The organism is Flavobacterium sp. CHNK8 (genome assembly GCF_019774515.1).
In the GTDB taxonomy this organism is placed as follows: Bacteria; Bacteroidota; Bacteroidia; order Flavobacteriales; family Flavobacteriaceae; genus Flavobacterium; species Flavobacterium tiangeerense.
The window spans coordinates 3,119,604-3,144,616 of the sequence record NZ_CP081492.1 but is presented as its reverse complement, the minus strand read 5'-3'; the positions used below and the strand labels follow the sequence as shown (position 1 = coordinate 3,144,616).

Below are 25,013 nucleotides of genomic sequence, written 5' to 3'. Positions count from 1 at the left end.
ATGAGTGAAAAAAAATTAAATAAATACGACAAAGCCTATTTGCGAATTGCAAAAGAATGGAGTTTACTATCCTATTGCCAACGAAAAAAAGTAGGAGCCATCATTGTGCGGGATCGAATGATCATTTCTGATGGATACAATGGTACACCAAGTGGTTTTGATAATTGTTGTGAAGATGATGAAGGACTTACCCGCTGGGATGTTTTGCATGCCGAAGCCAATGCTATTTTAAAAGTAGCGCGTTCTACGCAATCATGTGAGGGTGCTACATTGTACATTACACTTTCCCCATGCAAAGAATGCAGTAAGTTAATTCACCAGTCGGGTATAAAAAGAGTAGTGTATCATTCTGGTTATCGTGATGATTCTGGAATTCAGTTTTTAATAAAAGCAGGCGTAGAGGTGGAACACATACCAATAATGGAAGAATAAATGAAATTCAATACAAAATATTTGCCTCTTATTATATTTGCTACACTGGCTATTGGTGTGCTACTTGGCGGATTATTGAATTTCCCCAATGCATCAGGTTTAATTGGGAAAAATAATGCCAAAAACAAACTAAATAAACTCATTGATTTTATTGATGATGAATATGTTGATGCTGTAAATACAGATTCTATAGTGAATCTTACCGTTGATAATATTCTCGCACAACTTGATCCACATTCGGTATACATTTCGTCTAGTGACCAGCAAGAAGTGGTTGAAAGTATGCAAGGAAATTTTGTGGGAATAGGAGTGAATTTTTACATGTTTAAGGATTCTGTTGCGGTAATAAAACCGGTTGAAAATGGTCCTTCGGCAAAAGCTGGAATTCAAGCAGGAGACAGAATTTTATATGCCGGAAAGACAAAGCTTTATGGTAGAAAACTCCCTTCTGATAGCTTGTTTTCTCAACTCAAAGGAACGGTTGGTTCCTCTGTAGAGCTCACCGTTTATAGAAAAAGCACCAAACAAAAACTAAAATTTAAAATAAAAAGAGATGTAATTCCTTTAAACAGTATTGATGTGGCTATGCTAATCAATCCATCTACAGGGTATATTAAAATAAATAGATTTTCAGAGACCACTTATACTGAATTTATGAAAGGTTTAGGAAAACTCAAAAAACAAGGAGCAAAGTCCTTAGTTATTGACGTTCGGGATAATGGAGGCGGTTATATGGAAGAGGCGATTGCGATAACGGATGAATTGCTATCTGACAAGCAACTTATTGTTTTTACCAAAAACAAGAACGGAAAAGTGATCAAAACTTTTGCAACAGCAAACGGTCAATTCGAAAAAGGAAAACTGACTGTTCTTATCAATGAAAATAGCGCATCGGCCAGTGAAATTCTTGCAGGCGCCATTCAGGACAACGATAGAGGTAGTATCGTGGGTCGACGTTCTTTTGGGAAAGGTCTAGTGCAGCGAGAAATGCCTTTTGCAGATGGGTCATCGGTGCGTCTTACTATAGCGCGCTACTACACTCCTTCGGGACGATCCATTCAAAAACCGTATACAAAAGGTAAGGAGGAATATTTTAAAGAGTCAGAAACCCGTTTTGAAAATGGAGAGTTGTATGATAAAGACAGTATTAAAATAGCAGATACTCTAAAATACAAAACTAAAAAAGGAAGGATAGTATATGGCGGTGGCGGTATTGTTCCTGATGTTTTTGTGCCTATTGAGGTAGAACATAGCAGTCAAAGTACAGGGTATTTACTGCAGTCTGGCATCGTGGGGAATTATGTTTTTGAGGATTTAGACTCTCATAAAAAAGAGTTCAAAGGTCTTGCTTATAAAGCGCTACAAGAAAAAATTAGCACTTCGGATTATTATTTTAATAAGTTTCAAAAATTCATTCTTGATAACGGTCTCGATATTCAATTTTCTAAAAGCAAATCCCTAGTCAAAAGATTTCTTACTGCAGAGTACGCAAGACAGTTGTTTGGAGAGAACAAATATTATGAAGTTATTCTTAAAGAAGATTCTATGCTTAAAGAAGCATTAAAATTAAAATGATTTAAAACTAGTAGTGTTTTAAATGAAAATCCTACTTACAAGCTATATTAAGATAAGGTTGGTTTTATTACTCCTTTAATTTGTAATCGAATGATAATCAAATCGATTATAAATTAATTTAAATAATTGGAGATTTAGGTTTGCTAATAGGAGAACCTAAAAGGAAATGAGAAATTTCTTTATCCAAAAAAAGGATGTGCTAAAAATCAAGCGCATCCTTTAATGTATTTCAAAATTAACTTTATTGTCTTAGGAATTTGTGTTTGATTTTTCTTCAATCTTTTTGGAAACTCTAAAAATAAGAAGAATTAATACAGCACATAATGAGGCTGCAATACCAATAAACGCAACGATGCTTTCTCCCTGAAATGGGTTTTTAAAATCTAGTAATGTAACATTAAAGACGATTAAAGCAAGTGCCAAAAATACCAGTATGTTAGTGAAAATTTTCATAAATGAGTTTGTTGTTTAAATCTTAGTGTACTGAAAAAGATAGAAGTAAATTCTATGTGACCAATTAAAATTAGGCTGTAAAATTATTAAATTTTATATTAAAGAAACAAACCTTTAACATTAGCAGCAAATAATTTAACAGCAATTGCTAATAATACTACTCCAAAAGTCTTGCGGATCACTCCAAGTCCGTTTTCTCCTAACATCTTTTCAATTTTAGAAGACGATTTTAGTACAATATATACTAAAATAATGTTCAGGAATATGGCTATGACAATATTAATAGTAAAAAACTGCGAACGTAAGGAAAGTAAGGTAGTCATGGTTCCTGCTCCAGCAATCAAAGGAAAGGCCAGCGGAACAATAGATGCTGAACTCGCTTCTTCGTCACGATAAATACGAATACCTAATATCATTTCTAAGGCTAGGAAAAAAAGAACAAAAGAACCTGCAACTGCAAATGAATTGACATCGATTCCAATTAACTTTAAAAGTTCTTCTCCCGCAAAAAGGAAAACAATCATAATGACTCCTGCTACGATGGAGGCTTTCTCAGATTCGATGTGACCGTGTTTAGCACGAAGATCTACAATGATCGGGATAGATCCCACAATGTCAATTACGGCAAAAAGAACCATGCTCACGGTAATTATTTCTCTTATGTCTAGCTGCATAATATTGGTTTTAATGATGCAAAAGTATTCATTTTTGATGGTTAGCGGGTTCAATCTTGTATTATTTTAAGGTCAAGTTAAAAATATTTTGAATTATAAAGTAGAAGTCAAGCCTTCCGTTTTTGCCAAATTCTTTTTTTTGATTTTCAGTGCTTCATTTTTAAATTTCTTTGAATACCTTTGCAGCATGTTTCAACTAGGAAAAACCATCGTCTCAGAAGACTTACTCGAAAAAGATTTTGTTTGCAATCTAACTGCCTGCAAGGGAGCTTGTTGTGTAGATGGTGACGCTGGTGCGCCATTAAGCGAGGAAGAAACAAAAATCCTGGAGTCTATTTATCCAAAAGTAAAACCTTTTTTGCGCAAGCAAGGTATTGCGGCTATTGAAGCGCAGGGAACTTGGGTAACTGGAACAGATGGTGAACTGGAAACACCTCTTATTGACAATAAAGATTGTGCTTATGTCATCTTTGACGGCAAAACTGCTTTATGTGGTATTGAGCAAGCCTATAATCAAGGTATCATCGACTGGAAAAAACCTGTTTCGTGTCATTTATACCCAGTTCGGGTAAAAGATTTTACAGAGTTTGCAGCTGTAAATTATGACAAATGGGACATTTGTGATGCAGCCTGTTCGTTAGGACAAGAACTAGAAGTGCCTGTTTATAAGTTCGTAAAAGAAGCTTTGGTTCGCAAGTTTGGTGAAGACTGGTATGCAGAGTTAGAGACTGTTGCTCAAGAGCACTTAAACAATTCAAAATAGCACAAAACTACCCCACAATTTTAATTTCTTAAACCCTATATTTTACAGTGGCTAACGCCGTTTTGTAAAATACAATATATTGATATTCAAATTTTTACAAATAAAGCTATAAACGATAATTTTTCTTTTCGTTGTTAAAAACTAGGGCCGATTGTGAATAAGTTTGGCTTTTAAATCCAGCAATATTTCACAACCTTTGTAATCCTCAGATCGAATAGAATTTCGTTAAAATCACAACAAAATAAAACAATACAATGACACAAGTGGAACCTATTTTACAAGAAAACAAAAATCGCTTTGTAATTTTTCCTATCAAGCACCATGATATTTGGGAATGGTACAAGAAAATGGAAGCTAGTTTTTGGACTGCTGAGGAAATTGATTTATCGCAGGATTTAAATGATTGGAATAACAAACTTTCTGATGAAGAGCGTTATTTTGTGAAGCATATTTTAGCATTTTTTGCTGCTTCAGATGGGATTGTAAACGAAAATTTAGCAGAAAATTTTGTAAATGAGGTACAGTATGCTGAGGCAAAGTTTTTTTATGGCTTTCAAATCATGATGGAAAACATTCACAGCGAAACCTATTCGTTATTGATTGATACTTACGTGAAAGACGAAGCGGAGAAAGACGAGTTGTTCAATGCACTTGAAGTTTTTCCTGCTATTAAGAAAAAAGCAGACTGGGCTTTGAAATGGATTGAATCAGATTCGTTTGCGGAGCGTTTGATTGCTTTTGCAGCTGTTGAAGGTATCTTTTTCTCAGGTGCATTTTGTTCTATTTACTGGTTGAAAAAACGTGGCTTAATGCCAGGACTTACCTTTTCGAACGAGTTGATTTCTCGTGACGAAGGAGTTCACTGTGATTTTGCGGTACACTTGCACAACCACCACTTGATTAACAAAGTACCTAAAGAAAGAATTAGAGAAATTATTGTGGATGCTTTGAATATTGAAAGAGAGTTTATCACTGAGTCTTTACCAGTATCTTTAATTGGGATGAACGCAGGTTTGATGACACAGTACTTGGAGTTTGTTGCAGATCGTTTGTTAGTAGAATTAGGTTGTGACAGAGAATACAATACGGCTAATCCTTTTGATTTTATGGACATGATTTCATTGCAAGGAAAAACCAACTTCTTTGAGAAAAAAGTGGCTGAATACCAAAAAGCAGGTGTGATGAACACCGATGAAGAATCACAAAAAATAACATTCGACGCTGATTTTTAATCGGTTTTGACCATACCTACTACCTTCCTAGCCCCGATGGAAGGGAAAATCCTTTTTAGTCCTGATTTTTCTCAGGACTAAAAAGATTGGAATGACAGCGGGATCAGCTCCCGAAAATAAAGAAACTGAACTTTATGCCAAATCAGTACCCACCAATAGTAGTTGCTGCCACAAAAGTTGTGGTGGTCATGCTGCGAAATAATAAACAAATAACTAAAAACAGCGAAGGGATTTTCTGTTTTAAAAAAAAGAAAAAGTATGTACGTAGTAAAAAGAGACGGGCACAAAGAGCCAGTGATGTTTGACAAAATCACAGATAGAATTAAAAAACTATGCTATGGTTTGAATGATTTAGTAGATGCTGTAAAAGTAGCAATGCGTGTTATTGAAGGGCTTTATGATGGGGTTTCAACATCAGAATTAGATAATCTTGCTGCCGAAACAGCTGCCTCAATGACTATTGCGCACCCAGATTACGCACAGTTGGCCGCTCGTATTGCGATCTCAAATTTACATTCGAATACTAAGAAATCATTCTCTGAGACGATGAATGATATGTTTCATTATGTAAACCCAAGAAATGGGCAATACGCTCCATTATTGTCTGAGGAAGTACATAAAGTGATTATGGAAAATTCAGAGTTTTTAGACTCGCACATTATATACAACAGAGATTTCAACTACGATTATTTTGGTTTTAAAACACTAGAAAGATCATATTTGCTTAAAATAAACGGTAAAATTGTAGAGCGTCCGCAGCATATGTTGATGCGTGTATCGGTTGGGATTCACTTAGATGATTTGAAATCGGTTATTGAAACCTACGACTTAATGTCGAAAAAATTCTTTACTCACGCTACGCCTACCTTATTTAATGCGGGTACGCCAAAACCTCAAATGTCAAGTTGTTTCCTTTTGGCAATGCAAGATGACAGTATTGATGGGATTTATGATACGTTGAAACAAACGGCTAAAATTTCGCAATCAGCAGGAGGAATTGGACTTTCAATTCACAACGTGAGAGCTACAGGATCGTACATTCGTGGAACAAACGGAACTTCAAACGGAATTGTACCGATGTTGCGTGTGTTTAATGATACGGCTCGTTACGTAGATCAAGGTGGTGGAAAGCGTAAAGGAAGTTTTGCCATTTATATAGAAACTTGGCATGCTGATATCTTTGATTTCCTTGACTTGAAAAAGAATACCGGAAAAGAAGAAATGCGTGCAAGAGATTTGTTTTTTGCGATGTGGACTTCGGATTTATTCATGAAACGTGTGCAAGAAGATGGATTGTGGACTCTTATGTGTCCGAACGAATGTCCAGGATTGTATGACGTTCATGGAGAAGAGTTCGAAAAAATGTACACTGATTATGAAAAAGCAGGTAAAGGTAGAAAAACCATCAAAGCGCATGAATTGTGGGAGAAAATCCTAGAGTCTCAAATTGAGACTGGAACACCTTACATGTTGTACAAAGATGCAGCCAACCGCAAATCGAACCAAAAAAATCTAGGTACTATTCGCTCGTCGAATTTGTGTACTGAGATTATGGAGTTTACTTCAAAAGATGAAATTGCTGTATGTAACTTGGCTTCGTTGTCATTGCCAATGTTTGTTGAAAACGGAGCGTTCAATCACGATTTGTTTTATACGGTAACTAAGCGTGTAACGCGCAACCTAAATAAAGTAATTGATAGAAATTATTATCCGGTTAAAGAAGGAGAAAACTCTAATAAACGCCACCGTCCAATTGGTCTTGGTGTGCAAGGACTTGCAGATGCATTTATCATGCTGCGTTTGCCGTTTACAAGTGACGAAGCTAAAAAACTGAATCAAGAAATTTTTGAAACCATGTACTTTGCAGCCGTAACAGCATCGATGGAAATGGCTAAAGAAGAAGGACCGTATTCAAGTTTTGCTGGATCGCCAATTTCACAAGGGGAATTCCAATACAATTTATGGGGATTAACCGATGCTGATTTATCAGGACGTTGGGATTGGGCTTCGCTTCGTAAAGAAGTAATGGAGCACGGTGTTCGTAACTCTTTATTGGTAGCGCCAATGCCAACCGCATCTACATCTCAAATTTTGGGTAACAACGAAGCATTCGAACCGTATACTTCAAATATCTACACCAGACGTGTACTTTCGGGTGAGTTTATTGTGGTAAACAAACACTTGCTTCACGATTTAGTAGAGCGTGGTTTGTGGAACGAAACCCTGAAACAAGAGTTAATGCGTAACAACGGATCCGTTCAAGCGCTTGATATTCCTCAGGATTTGAAAGAATTGTACAAAACCGTTTGGGAAATGTCTATGAAAGATATTATTGATATGTCTCGCCAGCGCGGGTATTTTGTAGATCAGTCGCAATCGTTGAACTTGTTCATGCAAAATGCTAATTATGCTAAATTAACTTCCATGCACTTTTATGCTTGGCAATCAGGTCTTAAAACCGGAATGTATTATTTAAGAACAAAAGCTGCCGTTGATGCTATTAAGTTTACATTAAACAACGATAAAAAAGCAGAACCTATTGAGGTAAAACAAGCTCCAGTGCAAGAGCGTTTGCAAAGTATTGCTGTTTTAAACGAACCTGTAGAAATGAGCCCTGAAGAATATAGAGCCATGATCGAACTAGCCAAAAATGCTGGTCCAGAAGATTGTGAAATGTGTGGATCGTAAATAAAAAAAAGAATATTTAATATTCATAAAAACAGCTATCATTTTTGGTAGCTGTTTTTTTTTGGAGCTATTTCCTGCTATTCGTTACAATCTTATACGCCATCCCGAGGTTTCGGGACCGGCTTATAAGGATTTCCACTGCTATCAGGGCTAGGAATTGACGGTTTTGAAAAGGAATTTACTAGTTACAGTGATACGTATACTGAGTTGCAGGTGCGCAAAAGGATTGGTTGTAGAACGTTAAAGTGCGAATTTCGAAACACTCTCCTAAAATAGTGTAACTCCAGGAGTCGTAGGTGGGTGTAACTTTGTAGATATGCAAGATGCAAATAACTACAAGACTGCTACATTACTTTACGAAGTAGCAAAATACCCTAAAAAAAATAAAAATGGAAACTACAGCATTAACTATTTCGGCGGATTTGTTAGCGTCCAGAACCAAGCGATTTTTAAACTTGCTCATTGATTTGTTTATTGTTTACTTGTTCACCATCGCCATTGGAGCACTCATTAACGGGATAGGAGTTGTAACTGGGAATTATCAAGTAGCAGATTGGATTATCAATTTATCACCCACAGAAAACGCCTTGTTTGGGATGATAGTGATGTTTTTTTACTATTTCATTATGGAGTTCTATTTGTCTAGAACTTTTGGGAAGTACTTTACTAAAACACTTGTTGTAAAACCTAATGGCAGCAAACCAAACCTAAAAAGTATACTCATTAGAACCTTAGTGCGATTCATTCCTGTTGAAATATTTTCCTTTTTAAACAGCGATTCACGAGGTTGGCACGATACACTATCCGTTACCTATGTGGTCAATAAGCATGAATTTTTAGCAAAAGCGAGCTGGTTCAATCCATCTGACCAAAGAGCAGTTTGATATTAGTTTCTCATAAAAAGTAAACCCAGTAGATTTTAAATCTACTGGGTTTTTTAAATTCAATTAAACCGTTACAGTATTATTTACTGTAATTCTCATTTCTTGTGCTGCCGCTACCATTTCGATTAAGGCCTTTTTGGTTTCTTCCCAATGACGGGTTTTTAAACCACAATCTGGGTTTACCCACAGTTGGTCAATAGGGATTACAGCCGAAGCTTTTTCTAATAATTGCACCATTTCGGTACTCGAAGGAACGCGAGGTGAGTGAATATCATATACGCCTGGACCGATTTCGTTTGGATAATTAAAATCAGCAAAAGCATCCAGTAAATCCATTTGTGAACGCGAGCACTCTATGGTAATTACATCCGCATCCATGTCGGCTATATTCTGGATGATATCGTTGAATTCGCTGTAGCACATGTGCGTATGAATCTGTGTGTCATCTTTTACGCCACTTGCCGAAATTCTAAATGCTTTAACCGCCCAATCCAAATACGTTGCCCATTCTTCTTTGCGCAAAGGCAATCCCTCTCGAATAGCCGGTTCGTCTATTTGAATAATCTTAATTCCTGCGTTTTCTAAATCGACTACCTCATCTCTAATCGCCAATGCAATTTGAGTACAGGTTTCGGATCGTGGTTGGTCATTACGAACAAAGGACCATTGCAAAATAGTTACGGGGCCGGTTAGCATTCCTTTAACCCATTTTGGTGTAAGGGATTGAGCGTAAGCTGACCATTTTACAGTCATTGCATTTGGACGCGAAACATCGCCATAAATAACTGGGGGTTTCACACAACGGCTTCCGTAACTTTGTACCCAACCGTTTTTGGTAAACGTAAATCCGTCGAGTTGTTCTCCAAAATATTCTACCATGTCATTGCGTTCAAATTCTCCATGAACTAGCACATCAATACCGGTTTCTTCTTGAAAACGAATCGTTTCTTGAATCTCTTTTTGGAGTAAATCATCGTATTGTTGTTGATTTAGTTCGCCTTTTTTGAACTTCGCTCTCCAGCTGCGCACTTCGGCAGTTTGTGGGAAAGAACCAATAGTGGTAGTAGGAAATAATGGAAGATCCAATACGTCTGTTTGTTTTTCTCTACGAACTGAAAACGGATTTTGTCTTTGATCATCGCCTTGAGTAATGCTTGCAACTCGATTTTTTACCGCATCATTATGAATCAATTTTGATGTTTTTCGGTTTTCATTAGCAATCGTGTTTTCTTGAAAACGGACAGAATTACTAACGTCTATTTCATTTGAGGCGAAATATTTAAGCAGTACTATTTCCTCTGTTTTTTGTTTGGCAAAAGCCAGCCATTGTTTAATTTCGGGTGTTAGTGTTGCGTTGTTGGTTTCTAACTCCAAATCGCAAGGACTGTGAATCAAAGAACAAGACGGAGCGATTAATATCCTGTTTTCACCAAGTGCATCTGTGGCTTTTTTGATAAGCGCTAAAGATTTTTTGAAATCATTTTTCCAAATATTTCTTCCGTCTACAATACCAAGCGAAAGATTTACATTGGCTGATAATTGTCCTGATTCCAGAATGTCATCTAATTGAGAGTGACAACGCACCAAGTCTAAATGCAAAGTATGGACAGGTAATGCGAGTACAGTTTCAAGATTTTCTCCAAAACAATCAAAATAATTAGCAAGAATCAGTTTGATTTTAGGAAAGCGTTTGTTGATTTCGGTATATACATAAGTGATGGCACTTCGTTCTTTATCTGTTAGATTCAAAGCCAAAAATGGTTCGTCAAATTGAATCCATTCCACGTTTTCAGCTTCTAATTTTTTAAGAATTTCAAAATATACGGGTAGCAATTTATCGATTAAATCAATTCTGTGAAAACCTTCTTCTTTTTCTTTTCCAAGAAGTAAATAGGTAACAGGACCTATAAGCACTGGTTTTGTAGTAATTCCTAAAGCAGTAGCTTCTTTGAATTCGTCGATTATTTTTTCGGAGAATAACTTGAATTCTTGATCTTTTGTGAATTCGGGTACGATATAATGGTAATTGGTGTCAAACCATTTAGTCATTTCCATAGCAACTACATCTAGTCCCTCTTTTTGTGAACCTCTGGCCATGGCAAAATACAAATCGGTAATAGAGTTTGTTTTGGCTAATTCTTGATAACGTTTAGGAATAACGCCTAATGTAAGTGATAGATCCAGTATTTGATCGTAAAACGAAAAATCGTTAGAAGGGATTAAATCGATTCCAGCCTCGACTTGTAATTGCCAGTTTTCCTTGCGGATAGTTGCGCCTACAACCAAAAGCTCGTCTACTGAAATTTTTCCTGCCCAGTAGGATTCGCAGGCTTTTTTTAATTCTCTGTTGCTACCAATTCGCGGATAGCCAAGATTGTTTGTTAGCATGTTGTTGCTTTTTAAATGATGAATAAATCAGTTAAAAGCTCTTGATGCATTTCAAAATGTTTGTTAGAAATGAAAAGAAGAAAGGAGAATACGTTACAAAAGAGAAATGCACAATAAGGCATAAATAGTTATGCTTATTGTGTTCAGAACGCACCATACCTGACTATTGCTTCAAATCGCGAAAGCATTGTCAATTCGATAAAAGGCAGGTCTCCTGACTTGTAACATTTTTATCATCCTTCCCATTTGCCATTGGCATACAGTGGATTTTTTCTCAGATAAAAACTTTTTGTGTTACTTACAGTTGCGCGACAGTTCGTGATTTACACACGATTCCCTATTAATCTACAGTTAAGTAAAACCCTTATCGGTTGATGAAGAAATAAATTAAGAACTTAAATAGGGCGCTAAAGTAATACTAATCCTTTGATTTTTTTTTCGATAAGTTTATTAATTTGTTATTTTTAGTACATTGCATTACTAGGATTCTATACTTTATATTTTTCAGGTGAATAAGTTATACCTAACCTTATTTCACTTGATAATGTATCTATTTCTGCTATCTTTGGAAATAAATTTTAAAAAGTAATGATGAACTGGGAACAACTTTTATCACTTAAACGTCAAGGCGACAAAGGCAAACGATTGCGTGTAGAACAAGACGATACCCGTTTGGGTTTTGAAGTAGATTATGATCGAATCATTTTTTCTTCGGCGTTTAGAAGTTTGCAAGATAAAACACAAGTTATTCCGTTATCCAAAACTGATTTTGTACATACCAGATTAACACATAGTCTTGAAGTTTCCGTTGTTGGGCGTTCTTTGGGGCGTTTGGTAGGAAAAAAAATTATCGAAAAATACCCGCATTTAAAAGAAGTACACGGTTATCACATGAATGATTTTGGGGCAATTGTAGCTGCAGCATCATTGGCGCACGATATTGGGAATCCACCTTTTGGACATTCGGGTGAAAAAGCCATAGGAGAGTATTTTTCGATAGGAAACGGACAAAAATACAAAGACCAACTTACCGCAAAAGAGTGGCAAGATTTAATTGATTTTGAAGGTAATGCTAATGGTTTTTCAGTACTTACTGCAAGCCGTCCAGGTATTGAAGGAGGACTTCGTATTTCGTATGCTACTCTGGGTGCTTTTATGAAATATCCTAAAGAGAGTCTGCCTAAAAAACCAACTAAAAATATCGCCGATAAAAAATATGGTTTTTTTCAAACAGACAAAGCTTTTTTTGAAGAAGTAGCGCAAGATATGGGTTTAATTCCCAATAAATTAGGTTTAGATATAGGTTTTGAACGCCATCCTTTGGCCTATCTTGTTGAGGCGGCAGATGATATTTGTTACACTATCATCGATTTTGAAGACGGAATGAATCTAGGTTTGGTTTCGGAGGATTTTGCATTGGAATACCTTATAAAATTAGTAAAAGACAGTATTGATACTTCCAAGTACAAAACACTTGAAACTAAAGAAGACCGAATTAGCTATTTGCGTGCCTTAGCAATAGGAAGCTTAATCAACGATGCCGTTAAAGTTTTTGTTGAAAACGAAGAGCTCATTTTGCAAGGAAAATTTCCTTATGCCTTGATGGATAAAAGCAAATACAAAGCCCAGATGGATGATATTATCAAAATTAGTGTCGAGAAAATCTATCAAAGTCGTGAAGTGATCGAAAAAGAAATTGTAGGCTATCAAATTATACAAACCTTATTGGATAAATTTATTACCGCATTTGACAATAATTATAATGGCGTCGCTTCTAATTATGATACCTTAATTTTAAAAATGTTGCCAGAAAAGCATCAATTAGAAAAAGATGATTTGTACGGTCGATTGTTACATATTTGTCATTTTATTTCGTTGTTGACAGATGGGAATGCGTTAGAGTTGTTTGAAACGATAAACGGAAAGAAAAGAGATTAAAAATTAAAATGCATATTCAATTCCTACTCCAATAGCTTGTCTGAGTTGTGTTTTAGGACCCTCGGTGACTTGTATTCCTTCAATTTCTCGTTTCGATTTGATATCGTCATCATAAATTACGTGAGCACCAATATTTGCTTTTACATATTGATTAACCACGAGTTCAACTTGTAGATCACAATCTATATCGATATTGCCAAAACGATTGATGTAATCGGAGTATAGGGTTAGTCTGTTTTCTAAATTGATGTTTTTAAATACCTCTTTTTTGTATTTATTGGTAATCAGAAAACCCAATTCCATCTTAGCTCTCTCTCCTTCAGTAATTAAATTTCCATTTACGTCATAGGTAGCTTTCGCAACCCCAAAAGCACCTTGGTTTGCTAATCTTTGATCAAGAACAAGGGTGGTTTTAAAAGTAAATGGAGAGATGTAAAGAGTTCTCTTTTTTTCTTTATCAATATTTTCGGCTCCTATTCCCATAAAGATATACGCTGGAGCGAACGGTTTTGATATGGCATTTTCGGTATTTGGATAAGCAAAACCATTTGTAAATTGAGTATTAAAATTAAATTTTGCAGAATGAAACCAATTTGAGAGCGTGTCTCTACGATATCCAAAAGTAGAATTCAGCTGAATAGCATCCTCCGTTTTTCGGATGGCCACACCATCTTGTTTGTTTAAGCCATATTTTATAATGAGTTCATTTGACCAGTTGTAGTTATCACGGGCATAATTTCTATGAAATTTACCTTTAAGTAGTCCAGATATCGAGCTTGTTCCCCCAGCAGACCAGTTTACAAAGGCTACTTCGGAAATATCAAAACCCAAACTATTTTTTTTACTCCAGTACGAAAAAGGCAATAAATGTGTTTTAGTTCTTATTTTAAGCGGTACGCGTTCCATCTTATCTGTTTTTGTTAATGCAGTTACAGGAGCTAGGGAATACATTTTATTATTTTGAATGGTATCTTGTGAAAAACTCAATTGTGATATTGCAAACACAAAGAATATAAGGTATCGTAATGAATTCATTTGAAGCAGGGGTTTTAGGAATTAATAATTCGAAAAAAGTTTTTCAAGACTAGAAACGTCAATTTTGCAATATTGTTGTAATTCAGTCACGGTTCCATGTTCTATAAATTCATCGGGAATTCCTAAAATAGTAATCTGTGACTTGTAATTATTGATGGCTGCAAATTCAATTACAGCACTACCAAATCCTCCTTTTACAGTACCGTCTTCAAGAGTAATGATAGAGTCAAATTGACTAAAAATTTGGTGTAAACTTTTTTCGTCTAATGGTTTTACAAAAGGAAAATCATAGTGGGCAATGGTATTTGTTTTTATTATTTTGGCTAGAGCCAAAGTAACATTATTTCCAATAGTACCATTTGATAACACCGCTACTCGAGTTCCTGATACAAGACAGCTGCTTACGCCAATGGGTATAACATCATAATGACGCAGATGTTTTTCTTGCCAGTTATTTATTATACCCCGACCTCTCGGATATCTGATTGCGATTGGGTTTTCAAGTCCCAATTGTGCGGTATATAAAATATTTTGAAGTTCAATTTCATTCCTTGGAGCATAAATAATTAGGTTAGGAATGCAACGCAGGTAGGCTAGATCAAAAACGCCGTGATGTGTAGCGCCATCCTCGCCCACTAAACCGGCTCTGTCCAAACAAAAAATTACTGGAAGATTTTGTAAAGCCACATCATGAATGATTTGGTCATAAGCTCTCTGTAAAAATGTAGAGTAAATGTTGCAATAAACAATCATGCCTTGTGTTGCCATTCCAGCGGCTAAAGTTACTGCATGCTGTTCAGCAATACCTACATCAAAAGCACGTTCTGGAAACGCATCCATCATGAATTTCAACGAACTACCAGAGGGCATTGCAGGTGTGATTCCTATTATCTTTTCGTTTTTTCGAGCCAAGTCTAAAATAGTCAAGCCAAAAACATCTTGGTATTTTGGAGGTAAATTTTCTTCTTGTTTTGAAATGATTTCTCCAGTTGCGGCATCAAACTTTCCCGGAGCGTGGTATTTTACTTGATCCTCTTCGGCTTGTTGCAGTCCTTTTCCTTTGGTGGTAATTAAATGTAAAAATTTAGGGCCTTTTATTTTTTGCAAACGCTTTAATTCTTTGATTACAGCAAAAATATCATGACCGTCAATAGGACCCGAATAATCAAAGTTCAAGGACTTAATCATGTTGTTTTGCCTTGGGTTTTTCCCCTCTTTTACAGCAGTGAGGTATTGTTTTAAGGCACCCACGCTAGGATCAATCCCAATAGCGTTATCATTGAGAATTACAAGTAAATTGGCATCAGTAACTCCCGCGTGATTCAACCCTTCAAAAGCCATTCCTGAGGCAATAGAAGCGTCACCAATAATAGCAATGTGATGTTTGTTGAAATCGCTTTTTAAATTAGAGGCAATTGCCATTCCGAGTGCCGCCGAAATAGAAGTCGAAGAATGGCCTACGCCAAAGGTGTCGTAGTTGCTCTCGCTTCTTTTTGGGAAACCAGAAATACCTCCCAATTGACGATTGGTATGAAAATTTTCTCTTCGGCCGGTCAAGATTTTATGTCCATAGGCTTGATGGCCTACATCCCAAATCAATAAATCATTTGGGGTGTCAAAAACATAGTGCAAGGCAATTGTCAATTCAATAACACCTAGGCTTGCGCCAAGATGGCCTTCTTTTACGGCCACAATATCGATAATAAAATCGCGTAATTCTTGTGCTACTTGAGGAAGTTGCGCTTCGTCAAGCAAGCGTAAATCGGTTGGGTTATTGATGTTTGAAAGTAAACTGTTTTTCATTGTTTTATAAAAAGCAAATTTACGATTTTGTTTTCTATTTTTGTATTTAACTTAATTATTCCCCTTTTGGGGTTAGGGAGCATATGATAAACCCATTCACCGACGAATATTTCATGAAAAAAGCTTTGCAGGAAGCTGAAATGGCTTTTGAAAAAGGCGAAATTCCTGTTGGAGCCCTAATTGTTATTGATAACAAAGTCATTGCTCGAAGTCATAATTTAACCGAATTACTTCATGATGTGACAGCACATGCCGAAATGCAATCTATCACTGCTGCTGCAAATTATCTAGGCGGAAAATATTTAACAGGTTGTACACTTTATGTAACACTCGAGCCTTGCCAGATGTGTGCCGGCGCTTTGTATTGGAGCCAAATTTCTAAAATTGTTTTTGGCGCTCGTGATGAACAACGCGGTTTTATTACTCTAGGAACAAAACTACATCCTAAAACTACTGTTGTACAAGGAATCATGGCCAATGAAGCCGCTGATTTGATGAAACGATTTTTTGCTGTGAGGAGGAAGTAGAGTAGTCAAGATGTTCCCTAGCCCAGATAGTAGTGAAAATCCTTATGTGCCAATCCCGAAACTTCGGGACGGCACATAAGATTGTAACGAATAGCTGGAAAAAGCTCCTGAAAAATACCTTTAAAAAATAATTTCCTCTCAAAGAATTTTCTTCTTAAAATAATAAATTAATTATTCTACATTTACTACAATATTACGGTAACTATCTAGTTATTGTGTTACTTGTGAGATGTTGCAATAATTTAATTTATAACCCATTAACTCTAGCTAAAAGTGAAAACAAAAGGATTAATTTACGTGTTTTGTGTGTTTTTTTTGTTTCAAGCCTGTGGTAGAAAATCTGCCGCCGATTTTAATTCAGATTTCTCACTATTTAAAGAGTTTATCGTCAGTTTTACGGGAGGAATTGTCTCTTCAGAATCGGATATTAGGGTGGTTTTGGCTTTTGATAAAAAAGAATGGAAAGTCAATGAGGTTTTAGATAACGATTTGTTCACTATTTCTCCGAGTGTAGATGGTAAAGTAATTGCCCTTTCGAGCAATACGATTGCTTTTATTCCTGAAAAAAAGCTGGAATCAGGTACGGAATATCAGGTGACTTTGCATTTGGATCAACTGAATCCAAAGGTTGCCGAAAAAGACAAAACACTTTCCAATTTTAATTTTACGGTAAAAACGATTAAGCAAGATTTTGTGGTCAATACGCTCGATGTGCAATCCTACAGCCCGGAATATCAATACTTGAATGCGGTACTTAAAACCGCAGATAATATGGATTTGGAAACCGCTAAAAAACTGATTGAAGCTGAACATAATGGAAGCGATTTGAAAATTGTTTTCGAAAAAACGAATGCAGTTGGAAAAGAATTCAAGTTCAGAATTGACAGCATTCAACGATTGGAATCTAAAAGCAATTTGGAGATAAAATACGACGGAAGTGATTTTGATATCGATCAAAAAGGGACTATCGATTTCCCAATCACGGCATTGAAAGAGTTTAAAGTAGTTAAGACAGAAATTCAAGAAGGGGATAATCAAACCTTGTCTATTAATTTTTCGGAACCCTTAGAAAAAGGGCAAGATTTTAAAGGATTAGTCGCCATTCAGAACACCAATAATTTAAAGTTTTCTGCACAAGGAAATGTGTTGAAAGTTTATTTTAGTAATGAAGTACCCGTTCAAAAACCTGTTGAAGTGGCTCCAGAGCCAGTGGAAGCAGTTGTAACTGTTGATACGTCGGCTGTGGCTGTTGATAGTGCTGTGGTTGAGGAACCCGAAGAAGTTGCTATTGTTGAGCCTGAGCCAGTTGTGGATTTGCAAAAGCTTACCGGAGAACTGTTGTTAGAAGTTTTTCAGGGAATAGAAAGTGAATACGGTGGAAAGTTAAATGATAATTACACCGAGAAAATATCCTTTGATGAAATAAAACCAAGTGTTCGGTTTATCAAAAACGGAACAATTCTGCCAAGTTCTAATAACTTAAAACTCAATTTTGAGGCTGTAAACCTGAGTGCTGTTGATGTAAAAGTGTATAAAATTTACAAAAACAACATCATGCAATTTTTGCAATACAACGAACTCAATGGCAGTCAAAACCTAAAAAGAGTGGCGCAACCTATTGCCAAATCAACTCTGAATTTAAAAGAAAATACATTACTAAATCTAAGTAAGTGGAACACTTTTGCTTTGGATTTATCTAAAATTATTACTCCTGAACCAGGTGCGATTTATAGAGTAGAGTTTGTTTACAAGAAAAAATATTCTTTGTACAAATGCGAAACCGCTGATGAGGATACAACCGAAGAGGAAGAAGAGGTTGATGAGAATGATGTTAATTACAGCGGAAACTCTTACGATGATTATTACTACGATGATTACGAATGGCGAGAAAGTCAGGATCCTTGCTCGAGTTCTTATTTTTATAATGCCAAAATAGCAACTAATATTCTGGCTACTGATTTGGGTGTAATTGCAAAAAGAGGCGAAAACAAATCGTATTTGTTTGCCGTAAATAATATTGTCACCACGGAGCCAGTTACAAATGCGAGAGTAGATTTGTATACTTTTCAGCAGCAAAAAATAACTACAGGAACCACCAATAGCGATGGAATTGCGACTTTTCAGTTGGATAAATTTGCCTATTTTGCTATTGTAACGCAAGGCACGGAGTCTACTTATGTTAAATTAGACGACGGGAATTCACTGTCCGTAAGTAATTTTAATGTGTCTGGCGAGACCTTGCAAAAAGGACTTAAAGGGTTCATTTATGGAGAACGAGGCGTTTGGCGTCCTGGAGATAATTTGTATTTGTCTTTCATTTTGAATGATGCTTCGAATAAAATTCCGTTAGGACATCCTATAAAATTTAGACTAGCCGATCCAAATGGAAAAGTAACGTATCAAACGGTTCAAAAATCGAATGAATGGAATCATTATGCATTTACAGTTCCAACAGCAAATGATGCGCCTACAGGAAATTGGGAGGCAATGGTTAGCGTGGGTGGTGCGAAGTTTTACAAAAGCATCAAGATTGAAACCATCAAACCCAATCGTTTGAAAATCAAAAACACTTTCAAACGAGCTATACTTTCTTCAGCCTATCCCAATACGAGCAACCTTGAAGTGGCTTGGCTTCATGGCGCTGTGGCCAAAAATTTGAACGTTGAAATGCAAGCCAAATTTTCGCAACAAATAACGACTTTCAAAAATTATGACAAGTATATTTTTGATGATTTAGTTCGAAAATTCAGCACCGAAGAAGTTACCGTTTTCTCAGGTAAATTAGATGCCACTGGAAAAGCAAATGCTACGATAGACCCGAAAATACAAGGAGAAGCACCTGGAATGTTGAAAGCGTCGTTTATTACCAAAGTGTATGAAGAAGGTGGCGATTTTAGTACTGATGTTATAGCGACGACCTACTCGCCGTACCCTACTTATGTGGGGATAAAGTCGCCTGAGCCCAACAAATACGGAATGCTAGAAACCCGTACTACGAACCAATTTGATGTGGTTACGGTTGATGAAAACGGAAGACCAAAGTCGGTTAAAAACCTGGAAGTAAAAGTGTATAAAGTAGAATGGCGCTGGTGGTGGGATGCATCTAGTGATAATTTATCGAATTATAACTCGGATAATGCTACGACTTCGTACAAAACTTTTACAATTAATACCGATGCTAGCGGAAAAGGAAATGTCCGTTTTGCCTTGACGGATGAAGAATGGGGACGTTATATGATTCGGGTTTCTGATGCTGTTGGCGGACACGCAACGGCTTTAACGGTAAATATCGATTGGCCAATGTGGTCTGGAAAAACTAGAAATACAGATGCTGCTACGGCCAATATGTTAGTGTTTTCAACCGATAAGGAGAAGTATGCTGTGGGTGAAAATGCTCAAATTTCGTTTCCATCTAGTGCAGGAGGGCGCGCTTTTATTTCTATTGAAAATGGTTCGAAAGTAGTACAAACACTTTGGGCAAAGACCCAAAAAGGAGAAACTAAAGTTACCATTCCGATTACGGCTGCTATGGCTCCAAATGTGTATTTTAATATTACGCTGTTACAACCACACGCTTCCACCAAAAATGATTTGCCAATCCGTATGTATGGAATTGTGCCCATTGAAGTGGTTGATAAAAACACCATTTTAGCTCCCAAATTAGTAATGCCTGATGTGTTGCGTCCAGAGCAATCATTCGCTATAAAAGTGAGTGAACAATCTGGAAAAGCAATGACCTACACCATTGCCATTGTTGATGAAGGATTATTGGATTTAACCCGTTTCAAAGCGCCAAATGCCTGGGATAGTTTCTATGTTCGTGAAGCTTTGGGCGTAAAAACATGGGACATTTACGACGATGTGATTGGAGCGTATGGCGGAAAAGTAAATCAGATTTTCAGTATTGGTGGTGACCAAGATTTGGGTGGTGGAAAAGCCAAAAAAGCCAATCGTTTCAAACCGGTTGTGATTTATATGGGACCTTTTAAATTAGAAAAAGGACAAACGAAAACCCATCAAGTAAAATTACCGAAGTACATTGGTTCAGTAAAAACCATGATTGTGGCTGGTGATGCGACTTCAAGTGCGTATGGAAGTGCCGAAAAAGCAACTCCGGTTCGCAGTCCTTTGATGGTTTTGGCTTCGTTGCCAAGAAAAATTTCTCCATCCGAGAAAGTGACGATTCCAGTGACCATTTTTGCAATGGAAAAAAATATCAAGAACGTTACGGTTCAGATTAAAACGAACAACGGATTAAAAGTTATTGGTAGTGCCACACAAAAATTAACTTTCCCTCAGCCTGACGAAAAAATGGCCTATTTCAATTTGGCCGTGGGTTCTGTTACCGGAATCGGAAAGGTGCAAATCGTCGCGACTTCCGGCAAGGAGAGATCCGTGTATGATGTAGAGATTGATATGACCAATCCGAATCCAGTGACCAATACGTTTACTGATGTGATTCTGGAACCGAATAGTACTAAAACTATTTCGTGGAAAACGTTTGGTGTTTCGGGAAGTAATAAGGCAAAACTGGAGGTTTCCTCGATGCCAACGATCAATTTAAACGGACGATTACAATATCTGATTCAATATCCTCACGGTTGTGTGGAGCAAACGACTTCGTCGGTTTTTCCACAATTGTATCTGAATGAGATTGTCGATTTGGATGCTACGCGTCAGCAATTAATTCAAAAAAATGTGACCGCAGGAATCAATCGATTAGGAGGTTTTCAATTATCAAATGGAGGATTATCGTATTGGCAAGGCGGAACCGTTGCCGATGATTGGGGTTCTTCGTATGCAGGACATTTTATGATTGAAGCTGAGAAAAAAGGGTATTTCTTGCCGATCAATTTCAAATCAAAATGGATTTCGTATCAGCAAAAAGAAGCCAAACAATGGCGATTTATGCCGAGTTATGGAAATGATTTGGCGCAATCGTATCGCTTATACACATTAGCGTTGGCAGGAGCTCCCGATTTGTCTTCGATGAACAGATTGCGCGAAACCAAAGGAATTTCGAACGAAAGTAAATTGCGTTTGGCCTCGGCTTACGTATTGGCAGGACAAAAATCGGCAGGTTTATCGTTGTTGCTGAATACTTCTATAGATGATAATTCGAATTATAATTATTACTATTACGGATCTGCTGATAGGAATCGTGCCATGGCTCTAGAAACATTGTTATTGCTTGGGCAAAAGCAAAAAGCATTTGCAATGGCAACAAAATTGGCCAAAGATATGTCAAGTGACCAATGGATGAGTACGCAAACTACGGCGTATGGATTGTATGCTATGGCTAAATTTTCTGTAAGCAATGGTCCAAAAGGAATCGATGTCCAGTTCAGTAAAGACGGAAAAGCACAATCAGTAAAAACAACAAAAACCATTGCAGACCGAAGTTTGGTTGTCAAAACGGGTTCGAATAGTGTGACTTTAAAAAACAATAGAAAGAATAGATTGTATGTTCGTGTGCTGAATACTGGAATTCTTCCAATTGGACAAGAAAAGGCGATTCAGAGTAATGTTTCGGCTTCGATTGTTTTCAAAAACAGAAAAGGAGGCGTTATCGATGTGTCTAAAATCAATCAAGGAACTGAATTTGTTGCTGAGGTAACAGTGAAAAACCTAAAAAATGAACGTGTAGAAAATGTGGCGTTGTCTCAAATTTTGCCTTCTGGTTTCGAAATTGTAAATACCCGCTTCACGGATTATGGAGACGCCACCAATAACGTAGCGGATTATATTGATATTCGTGATGATAGGACTAATTTCTATTTTGGATTGAAAGCTAGAGAAGTAAAAACGTTCAGAATATTGCTGAATGCTTCATATTTGGGAACGTACTATTTACCAGGCTTGCAGTGCGAAGCGATGTATGACAATACGTTTTTGGCCAGAACGAAAGGGTTTTGGGTACAAGTGGTGAAGTAATACTAAATGGAACGCAGATAACACGGATGCAACGGATTTTAAACAGATTGGAATAAGGTGTTTGGCTCAAAAAAAATCTGCGTAAATCTGCGATAAAATCTGTCATGCAAATAAAGTGGATGCAACGGATTTTAAGCAGATTGGAATAAGTTTTTTGACACATATAAAATCTGCGTAAATCTGTGAAAATCTGCGTAAAAATAAGGCATTCAAATTTTGCACATTCACGCAGATAAAACAGTAACTATATGATGTTTTTAAAATTAGTACAATATTTTGCATCCCTTGCGGTTAAATAAAAATTACTTTGAAAAACAAACTAATTGCGTTCCTACAACGCATCATAAATTGGATAAAAAAAAATAAAATTAAATCATCAATGGCCTTTTTGCTGTTGGTGGTTTATTATTTTTCATTGCCACGAACTTTGTTTCAAGAACCTTATTCTACGGTGATTGAAAGTAATGAAGGAGAATTACTTGGCGCTAAAATTGCTCTTGACGGGCAATGGCGATTTCCTGCACAAGACAGCGTTCCCGATAAGTTTAAAAAATGTATTGTCTATTTTGAAGATGAGTATTTCTATAAACACCCTGGGTTTAATCCTGTGGCGATGGTCAATGCTGTTCAGCAAAACAGGAAGGCAGGTAGAGTCGTTCGTGGAGGAAGTACGCTGACGCAACAAGTCATTCGTTTGTCAAGAAACGGAAAAAGGCGGACTTATTTCGAGAAAATAATCGAACTTATTCTCGCCACCCGGTTAGAAATGGGTTATTCTAAAAACGAAATTTTGGAATTGTATGCTGCACACGCTCCTTTTGGCGGGAATGTTGTGGGTCTCGAAATGGCTTCATGGCGGTATTTTGGCGTGCAGTCCCATCAATTGTCTTGGGCTGAGAGTGCTACTTTAGCGGTTTTGCCGAATGCGCCCAGTTTAATTTATCCAGGAAAGAATCAACTTAAATTATTGAGCAAGCGCAACCGGCTTTTGTTAAAGTTAAACCAAGAAGGTGTAATTGACAAGCAAACTTACGAACTTTCGATAGACGAACCTTTGCCTCAAAAACCGTATGATTTGCCACAAATTGCACCTCATTTATTGCAACGTGTTGCCAAGAATCAAGAAGGAACTCGGGTGAAAACGACAGTAGAGATTGGGTTGCAAAACAGGGTCAATCAAATTGCAAAGTATTATTACAACCAATACAAGCAAAATGAAGTGCATAATTTAGCTATTTTGGTTATCGATGTTTCGAATAGAAAAGTGATGAGTTATGTAGGAAACTCGCCTACAGATGGCAATCATCAAAAAGATGTCGATATTATTGATGCACCAAGAAGCACAGGAAGTATTCTGAAACCGCTTTTATACGCTGGTATGCTCGACGATGGCGAGTTGTTACCCAATACGTTAGTGGCGGATATCCCAACTCAGATTGCAGGTTATACGCCTCAGAATTTTAACCTCACATTTGATGGAGCGGTTCCAGCGCATCGGGCATTGGCGCGATCGTTGAACATTCCTTCTGTATTGATGTTACAGGATTTTGGAGTGAATAAATTTTACGAAGAATTGCAGCGATTCAAATTACGAGATATTTCAAAACCACCAGATCATTATGGCTTATCACTTATTTTGGGTGGTGCCGAAAGTAATTTATGGGATTTGTGCCGAACTTACGCAGGTTTGTCGTCGACCTTAAATTATTTTAATGCGAATCACGGGCAGTTCAGAACTAATGAATTTGCTGAATTAAACTATCAGGATGATTTTCAAATAGATTTTGGTGACGAAACTAAGCAAAAGAACATATTGGGCGCAGGATCGATTTGGCTCACGTATAACGCAATGGAACAAGTCAATCGGCCCGAAGGTGACGAGGCTTGGAAATTTTATGACAGTTCACTAAAAATAGCTTGGAAAACGGGAACAAGTTTTGGGAATCGGGATGCTTGGGCGATAGGTACTAATTCAAGATATGTGGTAGGCGTTTGGGTGGGTAATGCAACAGGCGAGGGTAGACCAACCTTGACGGGAGTTACTAGCGCAGCACCCATTTTGTTTGATGTCTTTAATTTGTTACCTAGACAGCGATGGTTTGATACGCCAATTAAAGATTTAGAAGAAGTTGAGGTGTGTAGTTTTAGTGGTTATTTGGCTAAAGGCGGTTGTCCGAAAATAAAACAACTGGTTTCGAAGAAAGGAAAAAACACTTCTATTTGTCCGTATCACAAAACCGTGCATTTGGATAAATCACTACAATTTCAAGTGAACAGCAGTTGCGAAAACATAGAAAATATAGTGACCAAAAACTGGTTTGTTTTACCGCCGGTAATGGCTTGGTATTACAAAAGTCAGCATATTGAGTACTTACCGTTGCCTCCGTTTAGGAATGATTGTATGGGAACACAAACGGCTACAATGGATTTTATTTATCCAAAAACCAATAGCAAAATTTATCTTACTAAGAATTTTAATAGCGAGGTTCAGCCCGTGATTTTAAAAGTAGCGCATTCGCAAAGGGATAGTAAACTTTTTTGGTATGTTGACCAAGTTTTTAAAGGCAGTACCAAGACCTTTCACGAAATGCCTATTTTGGCAACAACAGGGTTTCATTACATCACTGTGGTGGATGAATTTGGAAACGAAATTCGGAGGAAGATTGAGATTGTAAAAGAGTAAGTTT

At 36.9% G+C, this 25,013-nt stretch carries 15 protein-coding genes and 1 riboswitch; of the genes, 10 read left to right on the top strand and 5 right to left on the bottom strand.

The window, feature by feature from the left end:
- Together K5V07_RS13670 and K5V07_RS13665 are read left to right on the top strand one after the other, a co-directional pair.
- Positions 1 to 432 (top strand): dCMP deaminase family protein, encoded by a 432-nt coding sequence (locus K5V07_RS13670; RefSeq protein WP_144889718.1) that lies wholly within the window; start codon positions 1 to 3, stop codon positions 430 to 432.
- Positions 433 to 2,007 carry a S41 family peptidase gene (locus tag K5V07_RS13665; protein ID WP_221917920.1) on the top strand — a complete coding sequence of 525 codons (1,575 nt, stop codon included), beginning with the start codon at positions 433 to 435 and terminating at the stop codon, positions 2,005 to 2,007.
- Between the two features lie 249 nt (positions 2,008 to 2,256).
- Here K5V07_RS13665 and K5V07_RS13660 read toward each other — a convergent pair whose 3' ends face one another.
- Together K5V07_RS13660 and K5V07_RS13655 are read right to left on the bottom strand one after the other, a co-directional pair.
- Entirely contained in the window at positions 2,257 to 2,460 is a 204-nt protein-coding gene (locus tag K5V07_RS13660; protein ID WP_144889714.1) for a hypothetical protein, read from the bottom strand.
- A gap of 98 nt (positions 2,461 to 2,558) precedes the next feature.
- Positions 2,559 to 3,134 carry a MarC family protein gene (locus K5V07_RS13655; protein WP_220485203.1) on the bottom strand — a complete coding sequence of 192 codons (576 nt, stop codon included), beginning with the start codon at positions 3,132 to 3,134 and terminating at the stop codon, positions 2,559 to 2,561.
- 187 nt (positions 3,135 to 3,321) lie between these two features.
- Between K5V07_RS13655 and K5V07_RS13650 the strand changes: the two genes are divergently transcribed.
- The 4 genes from K5V07_RS13650 (at position 3,322) to K5V07_RS13635 (ending at position 8,701) form a co-directional block, all read left to right on the top strand.
- Positions 3,322 to 3,897: a DUF3109 family protein gene (locus K5V07_RS13650; protein ID WP_182649574.1), complete on the top strand. Its 576-nt coding sequence runs from the start codon at positions 3,322 to 3,324 to the stop codon at positions 3,895 to 3,897.
- Positions 3,898 to 4,151: 254 nt separating this feature from the next.
- Positions 4,152 to 5,129, top strand: a complete 978-nt coding sequence (locus tag K5V07_RS13645; RefSeq protein WP_221917919.1) for a ribonucleotide-diphosphate reductase subunit beta — start codon at positions 4,152 to 4,154, stop codon at positions 5,127 to 5,129.
- Between the two features lie 258 nt (positions 5,130 to 5,387).
- Positions 5,388 to 7,817 (top strand): ribonucleoside-diphosphate reductase subunit alpha, encoded by a 2,430-nt coding sequence (locus K5V07_RS13640; protein WP_221917918.1) that lies wholly within the window; start codon positions 5,388 to 5,390, stop codon positions 7,815 to 7,817.
- A 389-nt stretch (positions 7,818 to 8,206) separates the two neighbouring features.
- Positions 8,207 to 8,701, top strand: a complete 495-nt coding sequence (locus K5V07_RS13635; protein WP_221917917.1) for an RDD family protein — start codon at positions 8,207 to 8,209, stop codon at positions 8,699 to 8,701.
- A gap of 63 nt (positions 8,702 to 8,764) precedes the next feature.
- Here K5V07_RS13635 and metE read toward each other — a convergent pair whose 3' ends face one another.
- Complete coding sequence (gene metE, locus K5V07_RS13630; protein WP_221917916.1) at positions 8,765 to 11,089, bottom strand: 5-methyltetrahydropteroyltriglutamate--homocysteine S-methyltransferase; 2,325 nt, start codon at positions 11,087 to 11,089, stop codon at positions 8,765 to 8,767.
- 186 nt (positions 11,090 to 11,275) lie between these two features.
- Positions 11,276 to 11,470, bottom strand: a riboswitch (cobalamin riboswitch).
- 210 nt (positions 11,471 to 11,680) lie between these two features.
- On the opposite strand from metE, the gene K5V07_RS13625 reads away from it, so the two are divergent.
- Entirely contained in the window at positions 11,681 to 13,027 is a 1,347-nt protein-coding gene (locus tag K5V07_RS13625; RefSeq protein ID WP_221918191.1) for a deoxyguanosinetriphosphate triphosphohydrolase, read from the top strand.
- 3 nt (positions 13,028 to 13,030) lie between these two features.
- Here the strand turns inward: K5V07_RS13625 and K5V07_RS13620 are convergent, their stop codons facing one another.
- Both K5V07_RS13620 and K5V07_RS13615 read right to left on the bottom strand, forming a co-directional pair.
- A complete protein-coding gene (locus tag K5V07_RS13620) occupies positions 13,031 to 14,062 on the bottom strand; it encodes a DUF3078 domain-containing protein (protein WP_370632503.1) in 1,032 nt (343 codons plus the stop codon).
- 21 nt (positions 14,063 to 14,083) lie between these two features.
- A complete protein-coding gene (locus tag K5V07_RS13615) occupies positions 14,084 to 15,865 on the bottom strand; it encodes a 1-deoxy-D-xylulose-5-phosphate synthase (RefSeq protein WP_221917915.1) in 1,782 nt (593 codons plus the stop codon).
- 83 nt (positions 15,866 to 15,948) lie between these two features.
- On the opposite strand from K5V07_RS13615, the gene K5V07_RS13610 reads away from it, so the two are divergent.
- The 3 genes from K5V07_RS13610 to pbpC all read left to right on the top strand — a co-directional run bounded on the left by K5V07_RS13610 (position 15,949) and on the right by pbpC (position 25,009).
- Positions 15,949 to 16,392 (top strand): nucleoside deaminase, encoded by a 444-nt coding sequence (locus tag K5V07_RS13610; RefSeq protein WP_221917914.1) that lies wholly within the window; start codon positions 15,949 to 15,951, stop codon positions 16,390 to 16,392.
- A 273-nt stretch (positions 16,393 to 16,665) separates the two neighbouring features.
- Positions 16,666 to 22,326 (top strand): alpha-2-macroglobulin, encoded by a 5,661-nt coding sequence (locus K5V07_RS13605; RefSeq protein WP_221917913.1) that lies wholly within the window; start codon positions 16,666 to 16,668, stop codon positions 22,324 to 22,326.
- Positions 22,327 to 22,633: 307 nt separating this feature from the next.
- Positions 22,634 to 25,009, top strand: a complete 2,376-nt coding sequence (gene pbpC, locus K5V07_RS13600) for a penicillin-binding protein 1C (protein WP_221917912.1) — start codon at positions 22,634 to 22,636, stop codon at positions 25,007 to 25,009.
- Positions 25,010 to 25,013: the final 4 nt, after the last annotated feature.

Bases quoted from the DNA above. Each gene is read 5' to 3' on its own strand.
- K5V07_RS13670 (WP_144889718.1), top strand. From the start codon at position 1: ATGAGTGAAAAAAAATTAAATAAATACGACAAAGCCTATTTGCGAATT.
- K5V07_RS13665 (WP_221917920.1), top strand. From the start codon at position 433: ATGAAATTCAATACAAAATATTTGCCTCTTATTATATTTGCTACACTG.
- K5V07_RS13660 (WP_144889714.1), bottom strand. From the start codon at position 2,460: ATGAAAATTTTCACTAACATACTGGTATTTTTGGCACTTGCTTTAATC.
- K5V07_RS13655 (WP_220485203.1), bottom strand. From the start codon at position 3,134: ATGCAGCTAGACATAAGAGAAATAATTACCGTGAGCATGGTTCTTTTT.
- K5V07_RS13650 (WP_182649574.1), top strand. From the start codon at position 3,322: ATGTTTCAACTAGGAAAAACCATCGTCTCAGAAGACTTACTCGAAAAA.
- K5V07_RS13645 (WP_221917919.1), top strand. From the start codon at position 4,152: ATGACACAAGTGGAACCTATTTTACAAGAAAACAAAAATCGCTTTGTA.
- K5V07_RS13640 (WP_221917918.1), top strand. From the start codon at position 5,388: ATGTACGTAGTAAAAAGAGACGGGCACAAAGAGCCAGTGATGTTTGAC.
- K5V07_RS13635 (WP_221917917.1), top strand. From the start codon at position 8,207: ATGGAAACTACAGCATTAACTATTTCGGCGGATTTGTTAGCGTCCAGA.
- metE (WP_221917916.1), bottom strand. From the start codon at position 11,089: ATGCTAACAAACAATCTTGGCTATCCGCGAATTGGTAGCAACAGAGAA.
- K5V07_RS13625 (WP_221918191.1), top strand. From the start codon at position 11,681: ATGAACTGGGAACAACTTTTATCACTTAAACGTCAAGGCGACAAAGGC.
- K5V07_RS13620 (WP_370632503.1), bottom strand. From the start codon at position 14,062: ATGAATTCATTACGATACCTTATATTCTTTGTGTTTGCAATATCACAA.
- K5V07_RS13615 (WP_221917915.1), bottom strand. From the start codon at position 15,865: ATGAAAAACAGTTTACTTTCAAACATCAATAACCCAACCGATTTACGC.
- K5V07_RS13610 (WP_221917914.1), top strand. From the start codon at position 15,949: ATGATAAACCCATTCACCGACGAATATTTCATGAAAAAAGCTTTGCAG.